Annotated in this window: 19 protein-coding genes; 4 read left to right on the top strand and 15 right to left on the bottom strand. The window is 63.5% G+C overall.

Annotated elements, in window-relative coordinates; genetic code table 11:
• Positions 1–37: 37 nt before the first annotated feature.
• From folD to BSG08_RS00120, 14 genes are all read right to left on the bottom strand, one after another.
• A complete protein-coding gene (folD, locus tag BSG08_RS00185; protein WP_093030234.1) occupies positions 38–928 on the bottom strand; it encodes a bifunctional methylenetetrahydrofolate dehydrogenase/methenyltetrahydrofolate cyclohydrolase FolD in 891 nt (296 codons plus the stop codon).
• 16 nt (positions 929–944) lie between these two features.
• Positions 945–1,838: a bifunctional 5,10-methylenetetrahydrofolate dehydrogenase/5,10-methenyltetrahydrofolate cyclohydrolase gene (locus tag BSG08_RS00180; RefSeq protein WP_093030231.1), complete on the bottom strand. Its 894-nt coding sequence runs from the start codon at positions 1,836–1,838 to the stop codon at positions 945–947.
• 29 nt (positions 1,839–1,867) lie between these two features.
• A complete protein-coding gene (locus tag BSG08_RS00175) occupies positions 1,868–3,544 on the bottom strand; it encodes a formate--tetrahydrofolate ligase (RefSeq protein WP_093031822.1) in 1,677 nt (558 codons plus the stop codon).
• Between the two features lie 165 nt (positions 3,545–3,709).
• Entirely contained in the window at positions 3,710–4,495 is a 786-nt protein-coding gene (locus BSG08_RS00170; protein WP_093030228.1) for a methyltransferase domain-containing protein, read from the bottom strand.
• The gene (gene ftsH, locus BSG08_RS00165; protein ID WP_093030225.1) at positions 4,492–6,414 is read right to left on the bottom strand and encodes an ATP-dependent zinc metalloprotease FtsH; all 1,923 of its coding nucleotides are present in this window, start codon (positions 6,412–6,414) and stop codon (positions 4,492–4,494) included. The genes BSG08_RS00170 and ftsH overlap by 4 nt, the downstream gene beginning before the upstream one ends.
• A 79-nt stretch (positions 6,415–6,493) precedes the next feature.
• Positions 6,494–7,747: a tRNA lysidine(34) synthetase TilS gene (gene tilS / locus BSG08_RS00160; RefSeq protein WP_425439257.1), complete on the bottom strand. Its 1,254-nt coding sequence runs from the start codon at positions 7,745–7,747 to the stop codon at positions 6,494–6,496.
• A complete protein-coding gene (ybgF, locus tag BSG08_RS00155) occupies positions 7,744–8,571 on the bottom strand; it encodes a tol-pal system protein YbgF (RefSeq protein ID WP_093030222.1) in 828 nt (275 codons plus the stop codon). The genes tilS and ybgF overlap by 4 nt, the downstream gene beginning before the upstream one ends.
• A 19-nt stretch (positions 8,572–8,590) precedes the next feature.
• A complete protein-coding gene (gene pal / locus BSG08_RS00150; protein WP_093030219.1) occupies positions 8,591–9,097 on the bottom strand; it encodes a peptidoglycan-associated lipoprotein Pal in 507 nt (168 codons plus the stop codon).
• A 75-nt stretch (positions 9,098–9,172) separates the two neighbouring features.
• The gene (tolB, locus tag BSG08_RS00145) at positions 9,173–10,498 is read right to left on the bottom strand and encodes a Tol-Pal system beta propeller repeat protein TolB (protein ID WP_093030216.1); all 1,326 of its coding nucleotides are present in this window, start codon (positions 10,496–10,498) and stop codon (positions 9,173–9,175) included.
• On the bottom strand, positions 10,495–11,637 hold the full coding sequence (locus BSG08_RS00140; protein ID WP_093030214.1) for a superantigen-like protein SSL4: 1,143 nt from the start codon (positions 11,635–11,637) through the stop codon (positions 10,495–10,497). The genes tolB and BSG08_RS00140 overlap by 4 nt, the downstream gene beginning before the upstream one ends.
• A gap of 11 nt (positions 11,638–11,648) precedes the next feature.
• Positions 11,649–12,122 (bottom strand): protein TolR, encoded by a 474-nt coding sequence (gene tolR, locus BSG08_RS00135; RefSeq protein ID WP_093030211.1) that lies wholly within the window; start codon positions 12,120–12,122, stop codon positions 11,649–11,651.
• A gap of 3 nt (positions 12,123–12,125) precedes the next feature.
• Positions 12,126–12,821, bottom strand: coding sequence for a protein TolQ (gene tolQ, locus BSG08_RS00130; RefSeq protein WP_093030207.1), 696 nt, complete (start codon positions 12,819–12,821; stop codon positions 12,126–12,128).
• 113 nt (positions 12,822–12,934) lie between these two features.
• On the bottom strand, positions 12,935–13,324 hold the full coding sequence (gene ybgC / locus BSG08_RS00125; RefSeq protein WP_093030204.1) for a tol-pal system-associated acyl-CoA thioesterase: 390 nt from the start codon (positions 13,322–13,324) through the stop codon (positions 12,935–12,937).
• Between the two features lie 113 nt (positions 13,325–13,437).
• Entirely contained in the window at positions 13,438–14,451 is a 1,014-nt protein-coding gene (locus BSG08_RS00120) for an NAD-dependent epimerase/dehydratase family protein (RefSeq protein WP_093030201.1), read from the bottom strand.
• Positions 14,452–14,651: 200 nt separating this feature from the next.
• Between BSG08_RS00120 and BSG08_RS00115 the strand changes: the two genes are divergently transcribed.
• Complete coding sequence (locus BSG08_RS00115; protein WP_093030198.1) at positions 14,652–15,653, top strand: hypothetical protein; 1,002 nt, start codon at positions 14,652–14,654, stop codon at positions 15,651–15,653.
• Positions 15,654–15,677: 24 nt separating this feature from the next.
• Here BSG08_RS00115 and BSG08_RS00110 read toward each other — a convergent pair whose 3' ends face one another.
• Positions 15,678–17,684 carry a hypothetical protein gene (locus BSG08_RS00110; RefSeq protein ID WP_139274521.1) on the bottom strand — a complete coding sequence of 669 codons (2,007 nt, stop codon included), beginning with the start codon at positions 17,682–17,684 and terminating at the stop codon, positions 15,678–15,680.
• Between BSG08_RS00110 and BSG08_RS00105 the strand changes: the two genes are divergently transcribed.
• The 3 genes from BSG08_RS00105 (at position 17,593) to BSG08_RS00095 (ending at position 21,454) form a co-directional block, all read left to right on the top strand.
• Positions 17,593–19,542 (top strand): glycosyltransferase family 2 protein, encoded by a 1,950-nt coding sequence (locus tag BSG08_RS00105; protein WP_342742574.1) that lies wholly within the window; start codon positions 17,593–17,595, stop codon positions 19,540–19,542. The two genes, BSG08_RS00110 and BSG08_RS00105, sit on opposite strands and share 92 nt — an antisense overlap.
• A complete protein-coding gene (locus BSG08_RS00100) occupies positions 19,539–20,579 on the top strand; it encodes a glycosyltransferase family 2 protein (protein ID WP_245770557.1) in 1,041 nt (346 codons plus the stop codon). The genes BSG08_RS00105 and BSG08_RS00100 overlap by 4 nt, the downstream gene beginning before the upstream one ends.
• Before the next feature lie 107 nt (positions 20,580–20,686).
• Entirely contained in the window at positions 20,687–21,454 is a 768-nt protein-coding gene (locus BSG08_RS00095; protein WP_093030189.1) for an FkbM family methyltransferase, read from the top strand.

Genomic DNA, 21,454 nt, shown 5'->3' with positions numbered 1-21,454 from the left:
GGAGGGCGCCACATGCCACGCCTTTGTGCCGTCACATTCAGGCGGTCAGACCCTCCGGCTCTGCCAACCCGTTGACCCGGCAGCAGGCGGTAACGGTATTGGCCAGAAGACAGGCGATGGTCATTGGTCCGACGCCACCCGGCACCGGCGTGATCGCACCGGCAACCTTGCCCGCCGAGGCGAAATCCACATCGCCCACCAGCACGTTCCTGCCATCCCGCTCGATCCGGTTGATGCCCACATCGATCACCGTCGCGCCGGGCTTGATCCAGTCCCCCGGCACCATCTCGGGCCGCCCCACCGCCGCCACCACTATATCGGCGCGGCGTACCACATCGGCAATGTCCCGTGTGCGGCTATGGGCAATCGTCACGGTGCAACTGTCGCCCAGCAAGAGCTGCGCCATCGGCTTGCCCACGATATTGCTGCGCCCGATCACCACCGCATCCAGACCCGAAAGGTTACCCAGATGGGCGCGCAGCATCATCAGACAGCCTAGCGGCGTGCAGGGCACCATGCTCTTTTGCCCGGTGCCAAGCAGACCCACGTTCGAGATATGGAACCCGTCCACATCCTTGACCGGGTCGATGGAATTGATCACCAGATCCTCATCGATATGCCGGGGCAGCGGCAACTGAACCAGTATGCCATGCACGGAGGGGTCGTTGTTGAGCCGGTCAATCAACGCCAGCAGATCGGCCTCGCTCGTGTCCTCCTCCAGCTTGTGCTCATAGGAACTCATCCCCGCCTCGACGGTCTGCTTGCCCTTGGAACGCACGTAGACCTGGCTTGCGGGATCCTCTCCCACCAGTACCACCGCCAGGCCCGGTGTGATCCCATGCTCCTCGCTGAGGCGCGCCACATGCCCCGCCACCTTGTCGCGGATCGTCGCCGCAAATGCCTTGCCGTCGATTATCGTCGCGCTCATTGCCTCGTCCTTTCTTCTATTCCGCCGCACCTGTATATGTGGCGCGGTAATGCTCCATCTGCATCCGGGTTGCCAGCACCGCATTCTGCATCAGCACGGACACGGTGACCGGCCCGACCCCACCCGGAACCGGAGTGATCCAGCCCGCCACCTCGGCGCAACTGTCGAAATCGGCATCGCCCACTGTCCTGTCGCCCTCCGGCGTCTCGATCCGGTTGATTCCGATATCTATGAGTGCTGCACCGGGCTTGATCATCTCGCCGGTCACCAGCCCCGGCTTGCCCACGGCGACAAAAACCGCGTCCGCCGCCCGTGAATGCATCGGCACCGAGCGTGTCATGTGATGACAAACCGTCACCGTCGCGCCCAGTCCCATCATCAGAAAGGCGATAGGTTTGCCGACAATTTCGGAATGACCGATCACTGTAACAACGAGCCCCTCGGGCTTGAGCGGCAGAGTCTTGAGGATTTCCACCGCCGCCACGGCGGTGCATGGGCCAAGCGCGAGATCGTTGTAAACGATGTTGCCGATGGAAGCGGGGTGCATCCCCTCGACATCCTTGAGCGGATGGACGGCCTTTTGCAGCGCCTTAACCGGAATATGGGCCGGCAGGGGGCGCTGAATGATGATGCCGTTGACTCGCGGATCGGCATTGAGACCGGCGAGCACGCCACTCAACTGTTCGAGCGAAATTGCCTCGGGGTAGCAGCGGGTCTCGAACTCCACCCCCGCCTGCGCTGCCGCGCGACCCTGGTTACGCACGTAAAGCTCGGCAGCGGCGGTTTCACCGACGCTGACCGAAACGAGGCGCGGCGCCCAGCCCATCGCGGCAAGTTCCTCCGCCTCAGCGCGGGTCGTCCCGCGCATCCGGGCCGCGATGGACTTGCCGTCGATGATCTGTGCACGCATTCCGGCCTCTCGTTCTGAAATGGAGAGTATCAGAACAGGCCCTCGATCTGACCCGCATCGTTCAGCCGGATCGTCTCGGCTGCGGGGCGGCTCGGCAGGCCCGGCATGGTCATGATCTCACCACAGACCACCACGACAAAGCCGGCCCCGGCGCTCAGACGCACCTCACGTACCGGCACCGAGTGACCAGTGGGCGCACCACGCCGGTTGGGGTCGGTGGTAAAGCTGTATTGCGTCTTGGCCATGCAGACCGGCAGATTGCCGTAACCCTGATCTTCCCAGGATTTCAACTGATCGCGGATCTTCTGATCCGCCAGCACCTCGTCGGCGCGATAAATGCGCTTGGCGATGGTTTCGATCTTCTGAAAGAGCGGCATGTCGTCAGGATAGAGCGGTCCGAAATTGGCATTTCCGGCCTCGGCCATCTCGACCACCTTGCGCGCCAGCGGCTCCGAGCCTTCCGAGCCCAGTTCCCAGTGCCGCGACAGGACCGCCGCAGCGCCGTGGCCCGCCACATATTCCTTGACCGCCTCGATCTCGGCCTCTGTATCGGTGACAAAATGGTTGATCGCCACCACGACCGGCACGCCGAAGGACTTGACGTTCTCGATATGTCGGCCAAGGTTCGGACAGCCCTTCTTGACCGCCTCGACATTCTCGGCCCCGAGATTGGCCTTGGCCACACCGCCATTCATCTTCATCGCGCGCACCGTCGCCACGATCACCACGCAATCGGGCGCAAGACCCGCCTTGCGGCACTTGATGTTCATGAACTTCTCGGCCCCGAGGTCAGCCCCGAACCCGGCCTCCGTCACCACATAGTCGCTGATCTTGAGCGCGGTGGTGGTGGCAATGACCGAGTTGCAGCCATGCGCGATATTGGCGAACGGCCCACCATGCACAAAGGCCGGGTTGTTCTCCAGCGTCTGCACGAGGTTGGGCTGCATCGCGTCCTTCAAGAGCACCGTCATCGCGCCCTCGGCCTTGATGTCGCGACAGAAAACGGGCGTCTTGTCGCGCCGGTAGGCCACGATCATCGACCCCAGACGATCCTCCAGATCCTTGAGATCGCGCGCCAGACAGAGGATCGCCATGACCTCGGAGGCCACCGTGATGTCATAGCCGGTCTCGCGCGGGAACCCGTTGGCGACGCCGCCGAGGCTCACGTTGATCTGCCGAAGCGCGCGGTCATTCATGTCAACAACACGACGCCAGACCACCCGGCGCACGTCGATATCCTGTTCGTTACCCCAGTAGATGTGGTTGTCGATCATCGCCGACAGCAGGCTGTGCGCGCTGGTGATGGCGTGAAAATCGCCGGTAAAATGCAGGTTCATGTCCTCCATCGGCACAACCTGCGCATAGCCGCCACCCGCGGCCCCGCCCTTCATGCCAAAGTTCGGCCCGAGGCTGGCCTCACGGATACAGACCGTCGCCCGCTTGCCGATCCGGTTAAGGCCGTCGCCCAGACCCACCGTGGTGGTGGTTTTGCCCTCGCCCGCAGGCGTCGGGTTGATGGCGGTCACAAGGATCAGTTTGCCGTTCTTGTTGCCCTGAACAGAGTTGATGAAATCCTGGCTCACCTTGGCCTTGTCGTGGCCGTAGGGCAGCAGGTGCTCGCTGGAAATTCCCAGCTTCTCGCCGATTTCCTGAATAGGCCGCTTGCTGGCCTCGCGCGCGATTTCGATGTCGGATTTGTAGCTCATCATTGGTCCTCATGCTGTCCGCAGGGCGCGGTTGGGTCTGATCCGGCTATATCGGGTCTGCGGCATCCCGCAGCATGCGAATCCGACATTTACCGCGCCGCTTGCGGCGGCGTGCAGCGGGCCGGTTTCGGATCGGAAACCACGCCACGGATGGCCCGGTCTTGCTCAGACAGTGAGGGTAAAGAACATCCGGCGGAACGGGAACAGAACGGTTCCATCAGCACGCACCGGATAGGCGGCATGCATCACTTCCTCGTAACGGCGAATGAGATCGGCCTTTTCGCCCGGATCCAGCGCCGCCAGAACCGGGCGTGCATAGGTGCTCTCGGTATAACGGCGCACCGGGTGGCTGCCCGGCTCGGCGGTCAGCCGCTGATAGTAATCGGTCTCCCACAGGCGAAACTGTCCCAGCGGGGCCAGCAATTCCTCGTATTTCACCGGGGCCATGACGCCGGGTGTGCCCATCTTCTCGGCCCGTCCGGGAAACAGCTCCTCTGCAAGGCTCAGCCAGACGCGATGTGAAGGGGCCTTGTTCTGATGCGGCATCTGAACCGCCAGCGTGCCGCCCTTGGCCAGCATATGCGCCAGCCTCGGCATCAGCACCTCGTGCCCGCCGACCCAGTGCAACGCGGCGTTGGAATAGATCAGCCCCGGCGCTCGGCGCGGGTGCCAGTCGGCGATATCGGCCTGTTGCAGCGCGTCATAGGTTCCCGCCGCGCGCGCCTTTTCCAGCATGGCGGGGCTGGAATCGACACCGATCAGCGTTCGCCGCCCGGCCCGTGCGCGCAGCGCCTCTGCCATCACGCCGTTGCCACACCCCAGATCGACAACATCGCCCGCCCCCATCTGTCCGACCGCATTTAGCAGATCGAGTGCCGGCCTCAAACGGTGATCCCGGAACCTTGCATAGCCTCCGGGATTCCAGTCGGTGTTTGCGGATACCGTGCTCACGTCGAGGGTTCGGGCTCCAGTCCGCCCTCGCCACCGGGCAGTGATTTCGGCCTTGTCTTGGGTATCGCCGTGACCGATGGCTTCTTGCTTGCCTCCGCCGCACCGTCGTCGTCATCCCCCGCCTCGGGCGACTCGCCGCGGATTACCCGCTGGATTTCCTCTCCGGTCAGCGTTTCATATTCCAGCAAACCCTGCGCCAGACGCTCCCATTCCTCGCGGCGTTCGGTCAGAATCTTCTTGGCGCGCTGATAGGCCTCGTCGATCAGGCGTTTGACCTCGTCCTCGATCAGTTCCTTGGTATGCGCCGAAATCGAGAACCCGCCAGCACTGTTGCCCATATAGCCTTCGTGCGCCTGCTCGTAATCGACATTGCCCACCTTGTCGGACATGCCCCAGCGCATCACCATGGCGCGCGCAAGGCCACTGGCCTGCTGGATATCGCCCGCCGGCCCGTTGCTCACGTTGTCCTCGCCGTATTTGAGTATCTCGGCGGCCTTGCCGGCCATGGTCATTGCCAGCTTTTCCTCGCATTCCGAACGGTGCCAGTTCAGGCGGTCGATCTCAGGCAGGCTGACCACCATGCCAAGCGCGCCGCCGCGCGGAATGATTGTGGCCTTGTAAACCGGATCGCATTTCGGAAGCGCCAGTCCGACAACGGCATGTCCGGCCTCGTGATAGGCGGTCTTTTCCTTCTGATCGTCGGTCAGAACCATCGAACGGCGCTCTGCCCCCATCATCACCTTGTCCTTGGCGTTCTCGAAATCCACCATGGTCACGAACCGTCGGCCGACCCGCGCCGCCGTCAGCGCCGCCTCGTTCACAAGGTTGGCAAGGTCCGCCCCCGAGAAACCCGGCGTGCCGCGCGCGATCAGGCGCAGATCGACATCCGGGCCCAGCGGCGTCTTGCGGGCATGCACCCCAAGGATTTTCTCGCGGCCCTTGATATCGGGGTTGGGGACCGTCACCTGACGGTCGAACCGGCCCGGACGCAGGAGTGCGGGATCGAGCACATCCTTGCGGTTGGTCGCCGCGATGATGATCACGCCCTCATTGGCCTCAAACCCGTCCATTTCCACCAGAAGCTGGTTCAGCGTCTGTTCCCGCTCGTCATTGCCGCCGCCGTAACCGGCGCCGCGATGGCGGCCCACGGCATCAATCTCGTCGATAAAGACGATGCAGGGCGCGTTCTTCTTGGCCTGCTCGAACATGTCGCGCACACGGCTCGCGCCGACACCCACGAACATTTCCACGAAATCAGACCCTGATATGGTAAAGAACGGCACGCCCGCCTCGCCCGCGATGGCGCGCGCGAGCAACGTCTTGCCGGTGCCCGGCGGACCCACGAGCAGCGCGCCCTTGGGGATTTTCCCGCCAAGGCGCGAGAATTTCTGCGGGTTACGCAGGAATTCGACGATCTCTTCCAGTTCTTCCTTGGCCTCGTCGATACCCGCCACATCGTCAAAGGTCACCCGGCCATGTTTCTCGGTCAGCATCTTGGCCTTGGACTTGCCAAAGCCCATGGCGCCGCCCTTGCCGCCCCCCTGCATTCGGTTCATGAAATAGACCCAGACGCCAATCAACAGCAGAAAAGGCAACAGAGACACGATGAATGTCTGGAACCCCGATTGCTGCTGACTTTCGGCCTTGACCGGAACACCCTGGTCGATCAGGCGCTGCGTGATTTCGGCATCCTCGGGCCTGATCGTGGTGTAATCGGTCCCGTCCGTGGTCCGGTAGCGCACCACCTCGCCATCCAGCGTCACCTGCCCAACCGACCCAGCGTCAACCGCCGCGACGAATTCGGAATACGGCACGGACCGGCTCTGGAGCGTGTTTCCGGAACCACTGAACAGGTTGAACAGCGCCAGGATCAACAGGAACAGCACCAGCCAGAAGGCTATGTTTCTTGCGTTGCCCAAGGATTCTCTCCCAAAAATTCGGATATCCTGCATCTATCACAGGAGCCACCTGTCTAAAATAGAGATCGCGGCCCCATCTTCAATGCGATAATAGCGCTGTCCGCAACTCTTCTTCGCCCCGGATCAGGCGCAGTGTCCAGCCATTCGCCCGACCCAGAAGCGGTGCGGCCAGCAATTCGTCCCCCCACCAGATCCCCGGACAGGCCATCGCCGAGACATGCGGCAGCCCGCCCGCGCGCCAATCGGGGCAGGCGCGCAAGCCCGCTGCGCCCAGCGCCGCAATTTCCACACCTTCGGTGTCGTGCCCCGTGGCCTGCCAACGGCCGTCCCAGATCGCGCCCATCGGCACGCGAAGCCCGGCCACCGCATTGTATTCACGGGTCAGGCGCAGGTCATCGCCATCGACACGCATCAGACAACCCTGCAATGTCATCACCTCTCCCGACCGCGCCGCCTCCAGCATCTGCGTCATGGCCTGCCCGCGTGGCCCATAATCCGCGCCATTGATCCAGAGCAGCGCAGCCTGCAACAGCCGCCGCGCCACCTCGTCCGGCAGGGCCGCAAGGCCCGTGCGCGCGATCAGCAGATCGCCCGCATGCACCCTCACATGAGCCCGCGCCGCAGCATGCGCATAACCGTAAAGCGTGCGCCGCACATCGGCCAGTTGCCGCGCGACCCCGGCCAGCGTTTCGGCTGTCAGGCCCAGAGGGTCGAGCGCTGCCAGCGCGCGGCGTGCCTGCACCCGCGTATAGGCGGGGTCGTCATTCGTCGGATCGTCAATCCACCTCTGCCCGCGCGCCACCAGCACCGCCCGCAGCGCCGCGCGAGAGTGACCCAACACCGGACGATGAAAGCTGACACCGTGCCGCCGCCACCGCGCGCGCATCGCCGACAGCCCGTCCACCCCGGCCCCGCGCGCCAGACGCATCAGAAAAGTTTCGGCCTGATCGTCCAGAGTATGGCCCAGCGCGATATCCCGCAGCCCCTGCGCCCGCGCCCACTCGGCCATCAGACCATAACGCGCGCGCCGCGCCTGATCGGAAAGGTTCCCCTGCCCGTCCCAGCCTGCCCAGTTCAATGTCTCATGCGCCAGACCAAGACTGGCGCAGATCCGCGCCACGCCCGCCGCCTCGACCGCTGCTTCGGGGCGCAGCCCGTGATCGACCGTAACCACCCGCAATCTCGGCCCGCCCGCGAGTCGCCAATCATTCAGGAGCAAGAGCAGGGCCAGCGAATCGCCGCCGCCCGATACCGCCACACCCAATGCCTCAGGGGCATCGGGCGCAAAATGCTCTGCAACCTCCTGCCAGCCCGGCACAGAGCCTGGCGTCACCGACACTGCAGGCGGGTCATTTCCGACTGCGCACTTGCCACCGCCGCCGCCGCCGGATAGCGCACCTCGACCTGCGCAAGAGTCAGGCAGGCGTCTTCCTTCTGCCCCAACGCCCCAAGTGACCGGCCCAGCCGATAGAGCGCCTCTGGCGCCTCGTCACCGTCGGGTGCTGCGCTGAACGTATCCAGATAGGCCCGCGCCGCATCGCTCTGACGCCCCGCACCTTCCAGCGCCTCACCCCGCAATATCCCTGCGCGCGCACTCAGCGGCCCGCCCGGATAGGTGTCGCGGAACGCGGCGAACTGTTCAGCCGCGTCGTCGTAATTGCCCGCCTCGAGCGCAGCCTGCGCGCGTTCGAAATCGGCCTGTTCAACCACCGCCAATTGCGGCGCATCGCCCGTGGAGGATGGCGGCGCAATACCGCCACCGCCGGTCGCGGGCGCCACCCCGCCAAGGGTGCTGCCCGGTTCCAGTTTGGCGATGTCACAACCCGGCTCCAACTCGCAGAGCCGAAATTCGAGATCGCCCACCCGGTTGGTGCCATCGCTGACCACGCGGTCGATGCGAAACTCCAGCTCCTCGGTTTTCGAGGTCAGGCGCTGCACCTCACTCTCGATCGCGTTCACCCGGTCCACCAGAGAACCGCCCCCGGTCAACTGCCCGGCCCCGCCCGTGGTGCTCAACTCGCGCTTGAGCCTTTGCAACTCGACAAACAGCACCGACAGCTCCTGCCGGATGTCGGCCAGCGTTTCAGTGGATTGCGCCGCTGCCCCGACCGGGGTCAGGAGCAGCGCGCAGATCAGAAGTTTCGTGACTTGGCGCATCACGGCCCCCGTCGTTTGATCAACTGCCAAGACCGGCGGCAAGCACGGTCACCGCGCGGCGGTTCTTCTGGTAACAGGATTCGTCGCTGCAAATCTCGATGGGCCGTTCCTTGCCATAGCTCACCACCCGCAGGCGATTGCCCGACACGCCACGGCTGATCAGATATTCCTGCACCGCATTGGCCCGGCGTGCGCCCAGCGCAAGGTTGTATTCGCGGGTGCCCTGTTCATCGGCATGGCCCTCGATCACTGCCGTGAAGTCGCGGTTTGTCATCAGCCACTGCGCCTGTCCCTCCAGCGTCGCCTGCGCCTCGGAACTCAGCGTGGACTGATCCACCGCAAACAGCACACGGTCCCCGATGGCCTGCTGGAAATAGGCCGCCGATGTCGGATCCTGCGCCGAGCCGGCCAGCCCGCCCGCGCCGCCCAGACCTGCGCCACCGCCATCGTCAAACCGATTGGGATTGGTGCAGGCGGCCAGCGCCAGCCCTGCACATAGAATGAGTGTCTTGCTCAGATAGGTCATTTTTGCCCCGTTTGTTGTCATGCCCTTGGCCTTCAATACCACAGCCCGCGCTCCAAGGAAACGCGCGGCCTGTGCTCAGTTCTGCAATGGCGACCATGACGGGTCGCTTGCACCCGTCCCGGTCGGCACCTGCTTCAGGTTGCGTCCGCTGATATCCACCGAATAGAGACCCGCCTGTCCGCCGGCCCCTTGTGTCTCGCGGGTGAACATGATCACCCGGCCGTTCGGAGCCCATGTCGGCCCCTCGTCCAGAAACGAGGCCGTCAGCAACCGCTCTTCACTACCGTCAAGCCGCATGACGCCAATATGGAACCGGCCCTTGGATTGCTTGGTGAACGCGATCAGATCGCCGCGCGGCGACCAGACCGGCGTGCCATAACGCCCCTGCCCGGCGCTTATCCGCCGCGCGTCGCCGCCACCTGCCGACATGATGTAGAGTTGCGGCGTACCCGAACGGTCGCTTTCAAACACGATCTGGCTGCCATCCGGGCTGAAACTTGGCGCCGTCTCGATCGAGGGCGCCGTGGTCAGCCGCGTGCTTGTGCCACTGGCGATATCCATCCGGTATATGTCGGTATTACCACCCTGGGTCAGCGAATAGACAAGGCTGCGCCCATCCGGCGCAAAGCGCGGCGCGAAGCTCATCGTACCTTCTGGCGTCGGCAGCGCACGACGGCCGACGCTGGCCACATCAAGCACGTAGATCTGCGGAAAGCCCGTCTCGTAGCTGGTATAGATGACGCGGTCGCCCGTGGGTGAAAAGCGTGGTGCCAGAACGATGCTGGAACTGTCGGTCAGATAGCTCAGATTGGCCCCGTCGTAATCCATCAGCGCCAGCCGCTTGGCGCGTTGATCCTTGGGGCCGGACTCGGCGACAAAGACGACACGGCTGTCGAAATAGCCGCCCTCGCCGGTGATCCGGCTATAGACCTGATCAGCCACCTTGTGGGCCATGCGCCGCCAGCCGTCCTGCGTGCCCACGAATTGCAGCCCGCTGCCCAATTCCTGCCCGGCAAAGACATCGTAGATCCGGAATCGCACCACCAGCCGCCCTGAGCCGTCGATGCTGACCGCGCCGGTGATCAACGCCTGCGCATTGACCGCGCGCCAGTCGGCGAATTGCACCGGGCTGTCGAAACTGGTGATCCGGCCGATATGAGCCTGCGCCGGGATTTCGCGAAACAGCCCGGTGCCGCTGAGATCCGAGGCGATCACCCGCGCGATATTGCGGCCGAACTCGGCCCCCGCCGCACCGTCCGCGACGAAATCGGGCACCGCATAGGGCATCGGTTCGATTACCCCTTCGGTGATCTCGATCCGCAGCGGGCCGCTGCTCTGCGCCAGCGCAGGCATCGCCCAGAGCATCAGGGCCGCAAGGAGGCTCAGTATCGTCCGCATCATTTGATCCTCATTCTCTCGGGATTGAATGTCATTTCAATGTCACGCCACTGATCGTATTTCTCAACCGGCAGATTGAAACCGTTGGCCCCGCAGCGGATGATCGCCCGTCGGGCGGCCTCGAACGCCTGCCTTGCCGCCGCATCGCTGCCGCCCGATGAACTCAGCATTCGGATCGAGCCGGTTTTCGGCTTGCCGTCCTCCGCCATGCCGACCGTCACCACAACCGTTGTGGCCAACGCCTCGGAACTCAGACTGCCGACGTTCCAGCATTGCTGCACCGCTACCCGCAGCGCGTCCTTTTCCCCGCTCGTGAGCGGCGGGCCGGCTGGTCGTTCCGTGGTCTGCTGTCCGCCGCCAAGGGCGGCGGCGAGGGCGGCGTTCACGGAATTTTGATCGGTCTTCGGCTGCACAGGCGCGGGTTTCGGTGTCTCGGTCGGCGTCGGCTTCGGCGCCTCCGTCGGTGTTTCCTGTGCTACCGCCGCCGGACGCGCAGGCCGCGGCTTGGGCCGCAGGGATGTGCTCGGCGCTGTCTCTTTCGGTTTTTCCGCCTCGGTCACGATTTCGGTCGCCGCCTCTTCAGGCGCGCTCGCCTCGGAGGGTTCCTGCACCACCTCGGCACTCTCATCCGGGGTCACCTCGGGGCGTGCCACCTCATCCACCTTTACATCCGGCTCGGGCTGCGCCACCGGCTCGGGCGCCACACGCGGGGCCGGGCGCGGCTCGGGACGCCGCGAGACTTCGGGCACCATGATCGCCACATCCTCCTGCGGCACCTCCAGCACAGGCGCGGCATCCGCGACCTCGGCGGGCGCGGGCGGAGTGACCTCCGACACATCCGGCGTGGCATCGGGTGGCGGCGTGCCGCTGGCCTCGGGCGGTGCGCTCTCCGGTGCGGCATCAGCCTCGGAACTCAGACCGGGAGCTGCCTCTCCCGGAGCGGGCGGCTCAGGCGTGTCAACGACAGCTGCCGCCTCGGGCGCGCTTTGCCGGGCGATCAGCGCGGCATATTCCTCGGTCGAAATGGCAGTCGCCTCCACCACCTCGAAGGGAAGCGGATCGGATCGGAACACACCCCCGATCAGGGCCCAGCCGATCAATGCCAGATGGCCCGCCCCCGATATGATCTGCCCGGTATTCACCAGCTGCGCCCCTAGCCGCCCGACCCGTCCAGCGCGGGGCCGCCGGTATCCGTCACCAGCCCGATATTGCCAAAACCGCCGCGATTGAGCGCCCCCATCACCTGCATCACCTCGGCATAGGGCACTGCCCCGTCGGCGCGCAGGAATACCCGGGTACTCTCGCGCTCGGCGGCAATCGCGCGCAATTGCGCAATCAGATTGTCGCGCTCCACCTCGGTGGTCTGGATCATCACGACCCCCTCGGAGGTGACTGTCACCGTGAGCGGTTCTTCCTGTTCGGCGGCCAGCGCATTGGCGGCCGTCTTGGGCAATTCCACCGGCACGCCCACCACCATCAGGGGAGCTGCCACCATGAAGATGATCAGCAAGACCAGCATCACATCGACAAACGGCGTCACGTTGATCTCGGCCATCGGCCTCGACCGGCCCCGCCCGCGCCTGCGGCGACCGCCGCTGCCCGATTTCTGAACGACACCAGCCCCCATCGCCTAGCTGTCCAGTTGGCGGCTGAGAATGGTGGCAAACTCGTCGGCAAAGGCCTCGTAGGTCGCCACGATCCGGTCGCTGTCGGCACTCAGCTTGTTGTAGAAGATCACCGCCGGGATGGCCGCCAACAGCCCCAGCCCGGTAGCCAGAAGCGCCTCTGCAATGCCCGGCGCCACGACGGCAAGGTTGGTGTTCTGCTGTTCGGCGATCTCGATAAAGGCATTCATGATGCCCCAGACCGTGCCAAAAAGCCCGATGAAGGGTGCGGTCGAGCCGACCGTGGCCAGCACCTGCAATCCGCTTTGCAGCCCCTCGGCCTCCTTGGCGATGGCCACGTCCATGCTGCGGTCGATCCGCGCCGTGGCCCCGGCAATAAGTTCGCCGTCATTGCGGTGACTGCGCCGCCATTCCATCATGCCCGCGGCGAAAATTCGCTCTGACTGACCGGCGGGGTCCGGTCCGATCTCGTCGAACAGCCCGTCCAGAGGCTCGCCCGACCAGAACCGGCTGTCAAAAATATCCGCCTCGCGATGCGCCTTGCGGTAGATGATGATCTTCTGAATAATGATCGACCAGGCCCAGAACGAGGCCACGATCAGCATCAGCATGACCAGTTTAACGACAAGGGTGGCGCGTGCGAACAGCGCCCACATGGAGAAATCCATCTCCTGTGCCAATGCAAGGGTTTCTGCTTCCATCTGCCTGCTCTTTTATGGGTGTGGCCGTTGTCCGGCCTTATCGACCGGCAAACTATCCTATTTCCGAAGGGAATGCCAACACATCCGCGTTATTTCCTGCGGTTTCGTCGCGGTTAATGCAGCACCCGGCGAATATTCGCCGGAAGCCGCGTGGGCTGACCGCTTTCGTTGAGGCAAACCACCGTCACCATCGCCTGAAACAGAATATCCGGCCCGCGCAGAACTCTCTGCTCCATCACCAGGCGCGCGCCGGTGACCGACTGCGTGCGGGTCTCGACCTCGAGCGCATCGTCGAATCGCGCGGGGCCCAGAAAATCCGCCTCGACCCGGCGCACGGCAAAGATCAGCCGCTCCCGTGCGCGCATATCGTTCTGATCAATCCCCAGATCGCGCACCCATGCGCTGCGCGCGCGCTCGATGAACCTGAGGTAATTGGCGTGATAGACGATGCCGCCCATATCGGTGTCCTCGTAATAGACGCGCACGGAAAAACGATGGACCATGACAGGAGCCTCCCAGCGATTTGGGCGCAGCCTAGGGTGCAACCCGCGGACGGGCAAGCCGCGGGCCCTTTCATCGTTCTTCAAATACTCAAATCGACCGCCATCGCAGGGCGCTACCGCCCATGATAGTCCCGATACCATGCCACGAACCGCGCGATCCCCTCGCGCAGGTCCGTTTGGGGACGATACCCGGTCAGCCGCTCCAACAGACCCGCATCGGCCCAGGTGGCGGGCACATCGCCTGGCTGCATCGCCATCATGTTGCGGATCGCGGGTCGGTCCAGTGCCTCCTCGATCGCCTCGACGAAATCCACCAGCCGCACCTTCTGCGAATTGCCGATATTGACCACGCGATACGGGGCCACGGGCGAAAGACTGTCGCCTTCGGCGATCGCATGCGCATTTTCAGACCGCACCGGCGCCACGTCCATCAGCAACCGGATCGCGCGCACCAGATCGCCCACATAGGTGAAATCACGGTACATCTCGCCGTGGTTGTAGATGTCGATCGGCCGCCCTTCCAGAATCGCCGTCACGAACTTGAAATAGGCCATATCGGGCCGCCCCCAGGGTCCGTAGACGGTAAAGAACCGGAACATGGTGGTGGGGATATCCCACAGATGCGCATAGGCATGCCCCATCGATTCCGCCGCCTTCTTGGTGGCGGCATAGATCGTCATCTGCGTGTCGGCCTTCATCGTCTCGGCATAGGGCATATCGGTATTGGCCCCGTAGACAGACGAGGTCGATGCCATCAGCAGATGCTGCACATGATGCCGCCGCGCCGCCTCCATCACGTTGAATGTGCCGATCACATTGGCGTCGAGATAGGCGCGCGGATTCTCCAGACTGTAGCGCACCCCGGCCTGAGCGGCGAGATGCACGATGATGTCGGGCGCGCAGGCGTCAACCGCCGCGTCCACTGCCGACTGATCCTCCAGCATCGTCTGCGTGGCCACGAAACCCGGCTTCTGCAACAGCACCTGGTGCCGCCGCTCCTTCAGCCGCACATCGTAGTAATCCGTCATCCCGTCCAACCCGTGAACGACATGGCCCTCGTCCAGCAACTGACCGGCCAGATGATAGCCGATGAACCCCGCCGTTCCGGTGATGAAGACCCGCATCAAATGCCCCGCCCCGCTGCCTGTCGCCCGTCAACGGCCTAGCGCAAAAACCGACCGGCGAAAACCTGTGATATGAAACCGGCTGCCGCCCTTGACCCCGGCATCCGATCCGGGCCAAATCACCACGGTCCCCAAGATTGCGCGGGGATCTCTGCCAAATCCGGGGGCGATCCGGACATTCGAGTGGTTGCAGGGGCAAGGCCATGCTTTGGGTTCACATCGGAATGCCCAAGACCGGAACCACCGCCCTGCAATCCTATCTACACCGCAATCCCGGTTTTCTGCATGACAACGGGATTCACTACATGATCTCGGGGCGCGACCGGGGCACGGGCACGGCCCGGCTGATCTGCCACAATTCGCTCGCGGTGGACATGAACCGCACCGCGCAGACCCTGCCCCCCGGTCTGGCGGAGAAATTCATCGCTGAATACCGCGACAATCGACCGGCGCATTGCGTCATGTCGAGCGAGATGTTCTTTGCGCGCGACCTCTCGGCACTTCGAAACGCGCTTTTTTGCCAGATCGACGACCCCGTCCGCATCGTGGTCTATCTGCGCCGTTTCGACGATTTCATCGAGGCCGATTACAAGCAGCGCGCAAAAAACGGCCTGCCGACCGGCGGGGCAGCCGCCTTTGTCGGCGGTTGCCTCGCCCGAATCGAGACCGACCCGGATTACATGAATTTCGGAGCTATTTTCGACCGAATCCAGACGACGGTGCCCGGCGCGGTGATCGTTCCCCGGCTCTACCTGCGCGACGAGATGACCGGCAACAATGTGATCCCCGACTTCCTTTCGCTCTTTGGCGTGGCGTCAGCCAACATCGTGCCGCCGGAAACAGAGGCCAACCGGACCCTCTCCAGACTGGCCAGCGAGGCGCTCGGGGTCTTTCACGACCGCGCCGCCGGTTTCGACAAGAAACGATGCCGCAGACTGGGCCGCACCCTACAGCAAAGCAACGACCCCGGACTGTTCGCCAGCGGTGACGTGCTGACCCCCGAGGAACGCGACACGATCAACGACCTTCTGGAGCGGCGCAACGAAACCATGCGCCAGACATATTTTCCCGGTCGCGACCACCTGTTTCCGCCATCTGCGCGCCCGGCATCCCCGGAAGTGCCGATGCGTGGCGACCCCGAGGAATTACCCCGGTTCCAGTATGCCGTGCGTTCCATCCTGAAACTGCTCGCCGCCGAAAGCTGATCCGAGCGCGGCAGACGAACGGTCTCAGACCATTTTCCGTATCAGCCGCTCGCTGCGGTTGCGATAGCGCTGCTGGTTCGGTGCGATCTGCGCGGCGCGATCCAACGCCGCCACCGCAGCGTCATCGTCACCCTGATTGCGGCATATCTCGGCCAGATGGGCGTGCAGTTCGGCGGTGCTGTCATCCATCGCACAGGCTGCTTCATGATGGACGCGCGCCGTTGTCAGGTCACAAGCCCTTTCGTGGATCAGCCCTTTCAGAAAATGCCAGAACGCATGATCCGGCGCGCAGGACATGCAGTGATCCATTTCCGCAAGCGCAGCCTCGTAATCGCCCCGCAGCATAAGTATCTCGGCCTGACGCTTGCGCACCAGCGGGTCGTCAGGGGCGCGCTCAACCGCCTTGCCGTTGCGCTCAAGCGCGGCGTCGAGGTGCCCCATGCGCGCATCGAGCAGCGCACAAAAGCTGTAGGGCCCCGCCCCGGGGGCGCCATCCGCCTGTTTCTCCAGCGCCCCGCGCATCTGCGCCAGACTGTCCGGTGCCCTCAGCAGGCGGTCGGTTTTGCCATCCATGGCGAAATAGGGCCACTCTATCGCGATGCTCGACAGATCCGACGCCCTGCGTCGCAGGATCTTGTTCTGCTGCAACAGAATGTTGGTCTGCTGATAGCGGATCGGCAGCGCCTTCAGCGTGGCTAGGTCAAATGGCAGCGTGGCGCCAGGGCGCAGCCGCCGCCGCTTGATCATGAAGGTGCCGATCACCACCACGTCGGGCAGCATCGGCTTTTGCCAGAATGCCCGCAGAAACGACCGTCGCGCCCCGATCCGCCGCCCCAGAGCGCCAAGGACATGCGCCCGCACCGCCAGCGCCGTGATATAGTTCTCCTGCCACTGATGCGGATGCTCCAACGCCTGCTCGACAAGGCGCAGCGCCTCGTTCCACTCACTCAGATAGATGCCGTTGATCGCCTGCATCAGCGGCATGAATGCGTTATCCGCCCCGGCCTCCAGAATCCTGCGGCCAATCTCCCAAGCTTGCCTCTCGCGGTTGTTCTCCTGCAACCGGCGAGCCAGCTTCACGTAGATATGCGCCGCCTCGCTGGGCGTGATGAAGGCGTCAATCCCCTGCCCGAACCGCTCCAGCAGACGCTCATAGGCCGCGTCGCGCTCCGTGACGCTCATCACATCGTGAAAGCACTTTCTTTCCGTCCCCGCCAGACGCGCCGCCGCCCGGCTGAACGCGCTGATCGGCGGCGCGATGATTTCCGAGGCCCGTGACATCGCGTAGAGTTCCAGAAAGTCGCGCTGCACGGGCTTGCATCCCGCAAGCGGCACCAGATCGTCAATGCTCCTGACCCGCGGATGCGCCCTTGTGAAACGCTCAATGCTCTCGGCCTGATCCGAAAAGACCAGTGCCGCGGCATCCGGCGTCTTTTCCAGATAGGCAGAATAAAGCTCGTCCGGCTCGATCTTGGCCGGCCACTCCTTGTGCTTCCACGGCACCTCGTTGAGGATGTCACCCCGCCGGATGTGATAGGCGACGGTCCGGTTGCCGCCCGGTTGCATCGCCGCGTCGATGCTGCGGATATGCTTCCTGATGACCGGATTGAACCCGATGCACGAGATAAAACCGCGAAAGCGCTCATTCAGGGCGCTGCCGTCCTCCCATGGAAACTCGACAATCTCGAACCCCTCGTCCAGCAGCACATGACCGCCCCCGGCCAGATGCGCCTCCAGCCGCTGCGGTGTCCTGTCCTTGAGAAACATCCAGATCGGTCGGGTGATATCCTCAAGCGCCTCAAACGCGGCATTGTCGATGAAATGCCGGTCGATGAACGCCTCATCGAACAGATCGGACGGCGTATCCAGCTTGGGCGCCATCGCCCCGCGCGGGAACCAGTTGATCCGGAAATCCGTCCCGTAATCCTCGGCCAGCCGGATGCTGTTGAGCATCATCAGCAGGCGCGCGCCCAACTGGTCCTTCCTCATTCCGATGAAGACGCCACGGCGCAGGCCTTCCCGACTCGACATAAATCCGCCTTCCCAGACTGAACAAAAATTTATACACTTGCTTAAATCAGTCGCAAGCGCTCCCGTCACCGGAAGACGCGCAGGAAAACAAGAGCAGATGACGACGCCTCCGAAACTGTTGCTCAGTGCTTTTGTTCCGCATCAAAGCCCTGCCTTCCTTGGATGGCTTGCCTACCATAGGGTGATCGGCGTCACCCACACATATATTTTCGCGGACCGCAAAAGCATCGGCAGGATGCCTCTGCTGGATGGCCTTGCCGCCGCAGGCGCGGTCACGCTGGTGCCGGTGGCGGTCGATCCTGACCGGCACGAGGAAATCCGCAACTCGGCGCTGAGGGCCGCACAGACCGAATTCGCGGAAAGCGGCGGCTATGGTCTTTATCTCGCGCCGGACGAATATTTTTGCATCAGCAGCCGTGCAAAAACGATCCAGTCACTTATGCGCGCCTGCGGCGGGGCCGACGTAATGTCGGTGCCGGTCAGGTTAACGGAACACCATGGCGCGGACGCCGCCCCGCATGACGCGGGCCTGCGCAGCGTGGTGCGTCTGGGCCTGTTCCCCTCGCGCTCGGTCGAGGTGCCGCTCGGCACACCACGATCCGGCGGTCCTGTCGCCTGGGTCAACGGGGACGGTCAGCCCATGCCGCTGCCGCACAGCCGCCTGGCCTGGGCCGGGCTTGCAGGTGTCGCAGGCGATGACCGGGCGTCGGTTCTGAAATCTCCGGTTCCCGCGACAGACATTCCGACACCGGAACTTGCGCCATGGTCGGATGCCATCGCCAAGGAAACCGCCATGCTCATGGCCCTGCCGGGTGTCGCCGCGGCACAGGCAACTCTCTGCGCAGCGGAACCTGCGCGACCGGGCGAGCTTCGCCAGACCGCATTGGAAACGCCCCTCAGCATCTCGCCACACGAAGAGCCGGAAACCGCCGAAACGGACTCGACAACCGACGCGCCAATCGCCGAGGAAACCGGCGCGGAATTGGCTGCTACCGCAGGCGATCCAGCCCCGTCCCTGCCCCCCTGGTTTGCCGAGATTCACACCGGCGGAAACGCTCAGGGCTTTTACACACGGCTGGAACATCACGCGATTATCTGCGTGCGCCGGGATGTGCGCCGGCTTGTCGTGACCTTCGACAACCTGTCCAACGTCCACGACCTCTCTGCCACGCGCGAACCCTGGGCCTATAAATTCGTGCGCGACAACAACTGTTCGCATCTTTCGGTCATGGCGCGCCGCAAGGACTGGTATCGCGATCCGCAACTCATCGCCTATCTCGAACGCCTCGCCTCGGACGGTTTTTTCAGGGATTTCGCCAAGGTCTTTCTGACCGGCACCTCCATGGGGGGCTTTGCCGCGCTGGCGTTTTCCTCGCTCGCCCCCGGTGCGACCGTCATCAGCTTCAACCCCCAGACCACCCTCGACGAATCCCTCGTGCCCTGGGAAACGCGGTTTCGCATGGGCCGTCAGCGCGACTGGTCGCTGCCCTACAGCGACTGTGCCTTCGAGATCGACGACATCGAAAAGGCCTTCATTTTCTACGATCCGTTCTTCGAACCCGACCGTCGCCATGTAGAGCGCCTGGAAGGCGACAACGTGATCCGGCTCAAGACCTGGTTTTCGGGGCATTATTCCCCCACCTTCCTGCGCCGTGCCGACCTGCTCAAGCCGGTCATGCAGCAGGCGCTGGACGATACGCTGACGCCTGCCGCATTTTACAGCTTGTTCCGGGGTCGACGGCACCTGCCCTGGTACCGCAAGTCGCTCGAAGGCAGCCTTGTCGAACGCGGGCACGCGGCGCTGGCGACACGGGTTGCGCCAGCCTTTCGAAGGCTCAGAAAGCAGGCGGCTGAATGACCCTGAACAGATCAGCAATGCCGGTCGAACCCGCAAACGGCGGACCCCGCATCATCATGACCACGATGAAGAACGAGGGGCCCTTCATGCTGGAATGGGTGGCTCACAACCTGACGATCGGCTTTACCGGCTTTGTGATCTTTACCAACGATTGCGAGGACGGCACCGATCTCATCGCCACGCGTCTTGAAGAGCTTGGATATTGCAGCCACCGCCCCAATCCGGTGACCGACGGCTCGCCGCCGCAGCACAAGGCCCTGCGCCGCGCGATCTTTCACCCCTGGGTGCAGCAGGCAGAGTGGCTGATGTGCCTGGACGTGGACGAGTTCATCAACCTGCGGGAAGGGTTGAAAACTCTCGATGACCTCTTCGCAGCGCTTGGCGATTGCGATGCCGTGTCCCTTGCCTGGAAACTCTTTGGCTGCGGCGGAATCGAGGAATACAGCGATACGCCGATGACGCGGCAATTCATCCTCGCCGATGCCGAGGACGATCCCGCCAACGGACGAGCGACCGGGTTCAAGACATTGTTTCGCAACAACGGGCTGTTCCGGAAATACAACCCCCACCGCCCCAAAGGCGTGCCGGAAGGCCGTGAAGCACAGGTCCGATGGTCCGACTGCGGCGGCAACCTGCGCCCGATGGAAAAGATCAGCTGGCGCGCCTGGCCGGGATTCAGCCACCAATACGCGCGCCTGCATCACTATTCGGTCCGCTCGATCGACAGCTTTCTGGTGAAGCGCGACAGGGGGCGCACCAATCATATCGCCCGCGAACAGACCGAACATTACTGGGCCGACATGAACGTGAACCGGACCGAGGATCGCTCGATCCTGCCGCATGCCGATCGTGCGCGGTCGCTGCTCGATGCGCTCAGGGCCGATCCGGTTCTGGGGCGGCTGCACCAAGAGGCCTGCGACTGGCACCGCGCCAGGATCGCGGATCTCAGGCAGCGTCCCGGCTGGGAAGAGTTCCGCGACTGGCTGCGCGCCAATGCGATCAAGACGACGGCGATGATCACGCAAAAGGATTACTAGGTGGAACAGGGATCAACATTCGCAGCATGCCGGACCGGAACCGCCCGTGACGGCGTTGGCCGACGCGCCGCTTGCGGGTTCCCCTCCATGCCACGCAGGACATTGAAATGAACGTTGATACCATCCCGCCGCCCAAGAACAGGCATCTCAAACAGATCATCGACAAGGGCGGCCCCATTGGTGCGGTCGCCCGACTGTCGCAATATTCCGACCGTTCGGGTGCGGTGCTGGATATCGGGGTCAATCGCGGGACGATGGCCCTCTATCTCTGCCGCCTGTTCAGCGACCTGCCCATCCACCTCATCGAACCGATACCGGCGCAATGTGACCATGTTACCACCCGGTTTGCGAGATTTCCGATGGTCAGGGTGCATCAATTGGCCCTCTCGAACGAGACCGGCACGCGGGAATTTCTGGTCGCCGACCATCTGGGCAGCTCCTCGTTCTTCACCAATACCGGCCCCGAGGCGGCGCTGCATTCCGACCACAGGATGCGCGAACAGATCACCGTTAAAACAGCCCGGCTGGATGACTGGTGCGCCGATCAGCAGATCTCGCACATTTCCGCCATGAAGATCGACGCGCAGGGCAGCGAATACAATATTCTCCAAGGTGCCGAACACATGCTGGGAAAGCAGGGCATCGACATCCTCATGCTCGAATGGTTCGCGACACCGCATTACGACGGCGTGCCACTTCTCGATGAACTCTGGGGGCTGTTGCGCGGACATGGATACAGCCTCTACGATCTCTTCCCGTCGCGCCGGTTCAGAAACGGGCAATTGCGTTTCGGTGACGCGGTTTTCGTCTCAGGCCGCTTTCTCAAGACCCGGTTGCCCGATCCGCGCGGAAACCCTCGGCTCCCCGTATCCTGA

This window comes from Roseovarius azorensis, from assembly GCF_900109455.1.
Classification (GTDB): Bacteria; Pseudomonadota; Alphaproteobacteria; order Rhodobacterales; family Rhodobacteraceae; genus Roseovarius; species Roseovarius azorensis.
This window is presented reverse-complemented; position numbering and strand designations above follow the sequence as displayed.

Bases quoted from the DNA above. Each gene is read 5' to 3' on its own strand.
- BSG08_RS00110 (WP_139274521.1), bottom strand. From the start codon at position 17,684: ATGTCGAGTCGGGAAGGCCTGCGCCGTGGCGTCTTCATCGGAATGAGG.
- BSG08_RS00115 (WP_093030198.1), top strand. From the start codon at position 14,652: ATGCTTTGGGTTCACATCGGAATGCCCAAGACCGGAACCACCGCCCTG.
- BSG08_RS00175 (WP_093031822.1), bottom strand. From the start codon at position 3,544: ATGAGCTACAAATCCGACATCGAAATCGCGCGCGAGGCCAGCAAGCGG.
- BSG08_RS00180 (WP_093030231.1), bottom strand. From the start codon at position 1,838: ATGCGTGCACAGATCATCGACGGCAAGTCCATCGCGGCCCGGATGCGC.
- BSG08_RS00095 (WP_093030189.1), top strand. From the start codon at position 20,687: ATGAACGTTGATACCATCCCGCCGCCCAAGAACAGGCATCTCAAACAG.
- tolQ (WP_093030207.1), bottom strand. From the start codon at position 12,821: ATGGAAGCAGAAACCCTTGCATTGGCACAGGAGATGGATTTCTCCATG.
- ybgF (WP_093030222.1), bottom strand. From the start codon at position 8,571: ATGCGCCAAGTCACGAAACTTCTGATCTGCGCGCTGCTCCTGACCCCG.
- tolR (WP_093030211.1), bottom strand. From the start codon at position 12,122: ATGGGGGCTGGTGTCGTTCAGAAATCGGGCAGCGGCGGTCGCCGCAGG.
- folD (WP_093030234.1), bottom strand. From the start codon at position 928: ATGAGCGCGACGATAATCGACGGCAAGGCATTTGCGGCGACGATCCGC.
- ybgC (WP_093030204.1), bottom strand. From the start codon at position 13,324: ATGGTCCATCGTTTTTCCGTGCGCGTCTATTACGAGGACACCGATATG.
- tolB (WP_093030216.1), bottom strand. From the start codon at position 10,498: ATGATGCGGACGATACTGAGCCTCCTTGCGGCCCTGATGCTCTGGGCG.
- BSG08_RS00100 (WP_245770557.1), top strand. From the start codon at position 19,539: ATGACCCTGAACAGATCAGCAATGCCGGTCGAACCCGCAAACGGCGGA.
- pal (WP_093030219.1), bottom strand. From the start codon at position 9,097: ATGACCTATCTGAGCAAGACACTCATTCTATGTGCAGGGCTGGCGCTG.
- BSG08_RS00105 (WP_342742574.1), top strand. From the start codon at position 17,593: ATGCTGTTGAGCATCATCAGCAGGCGCGCGCCCAACTGGTCCTTCCTC.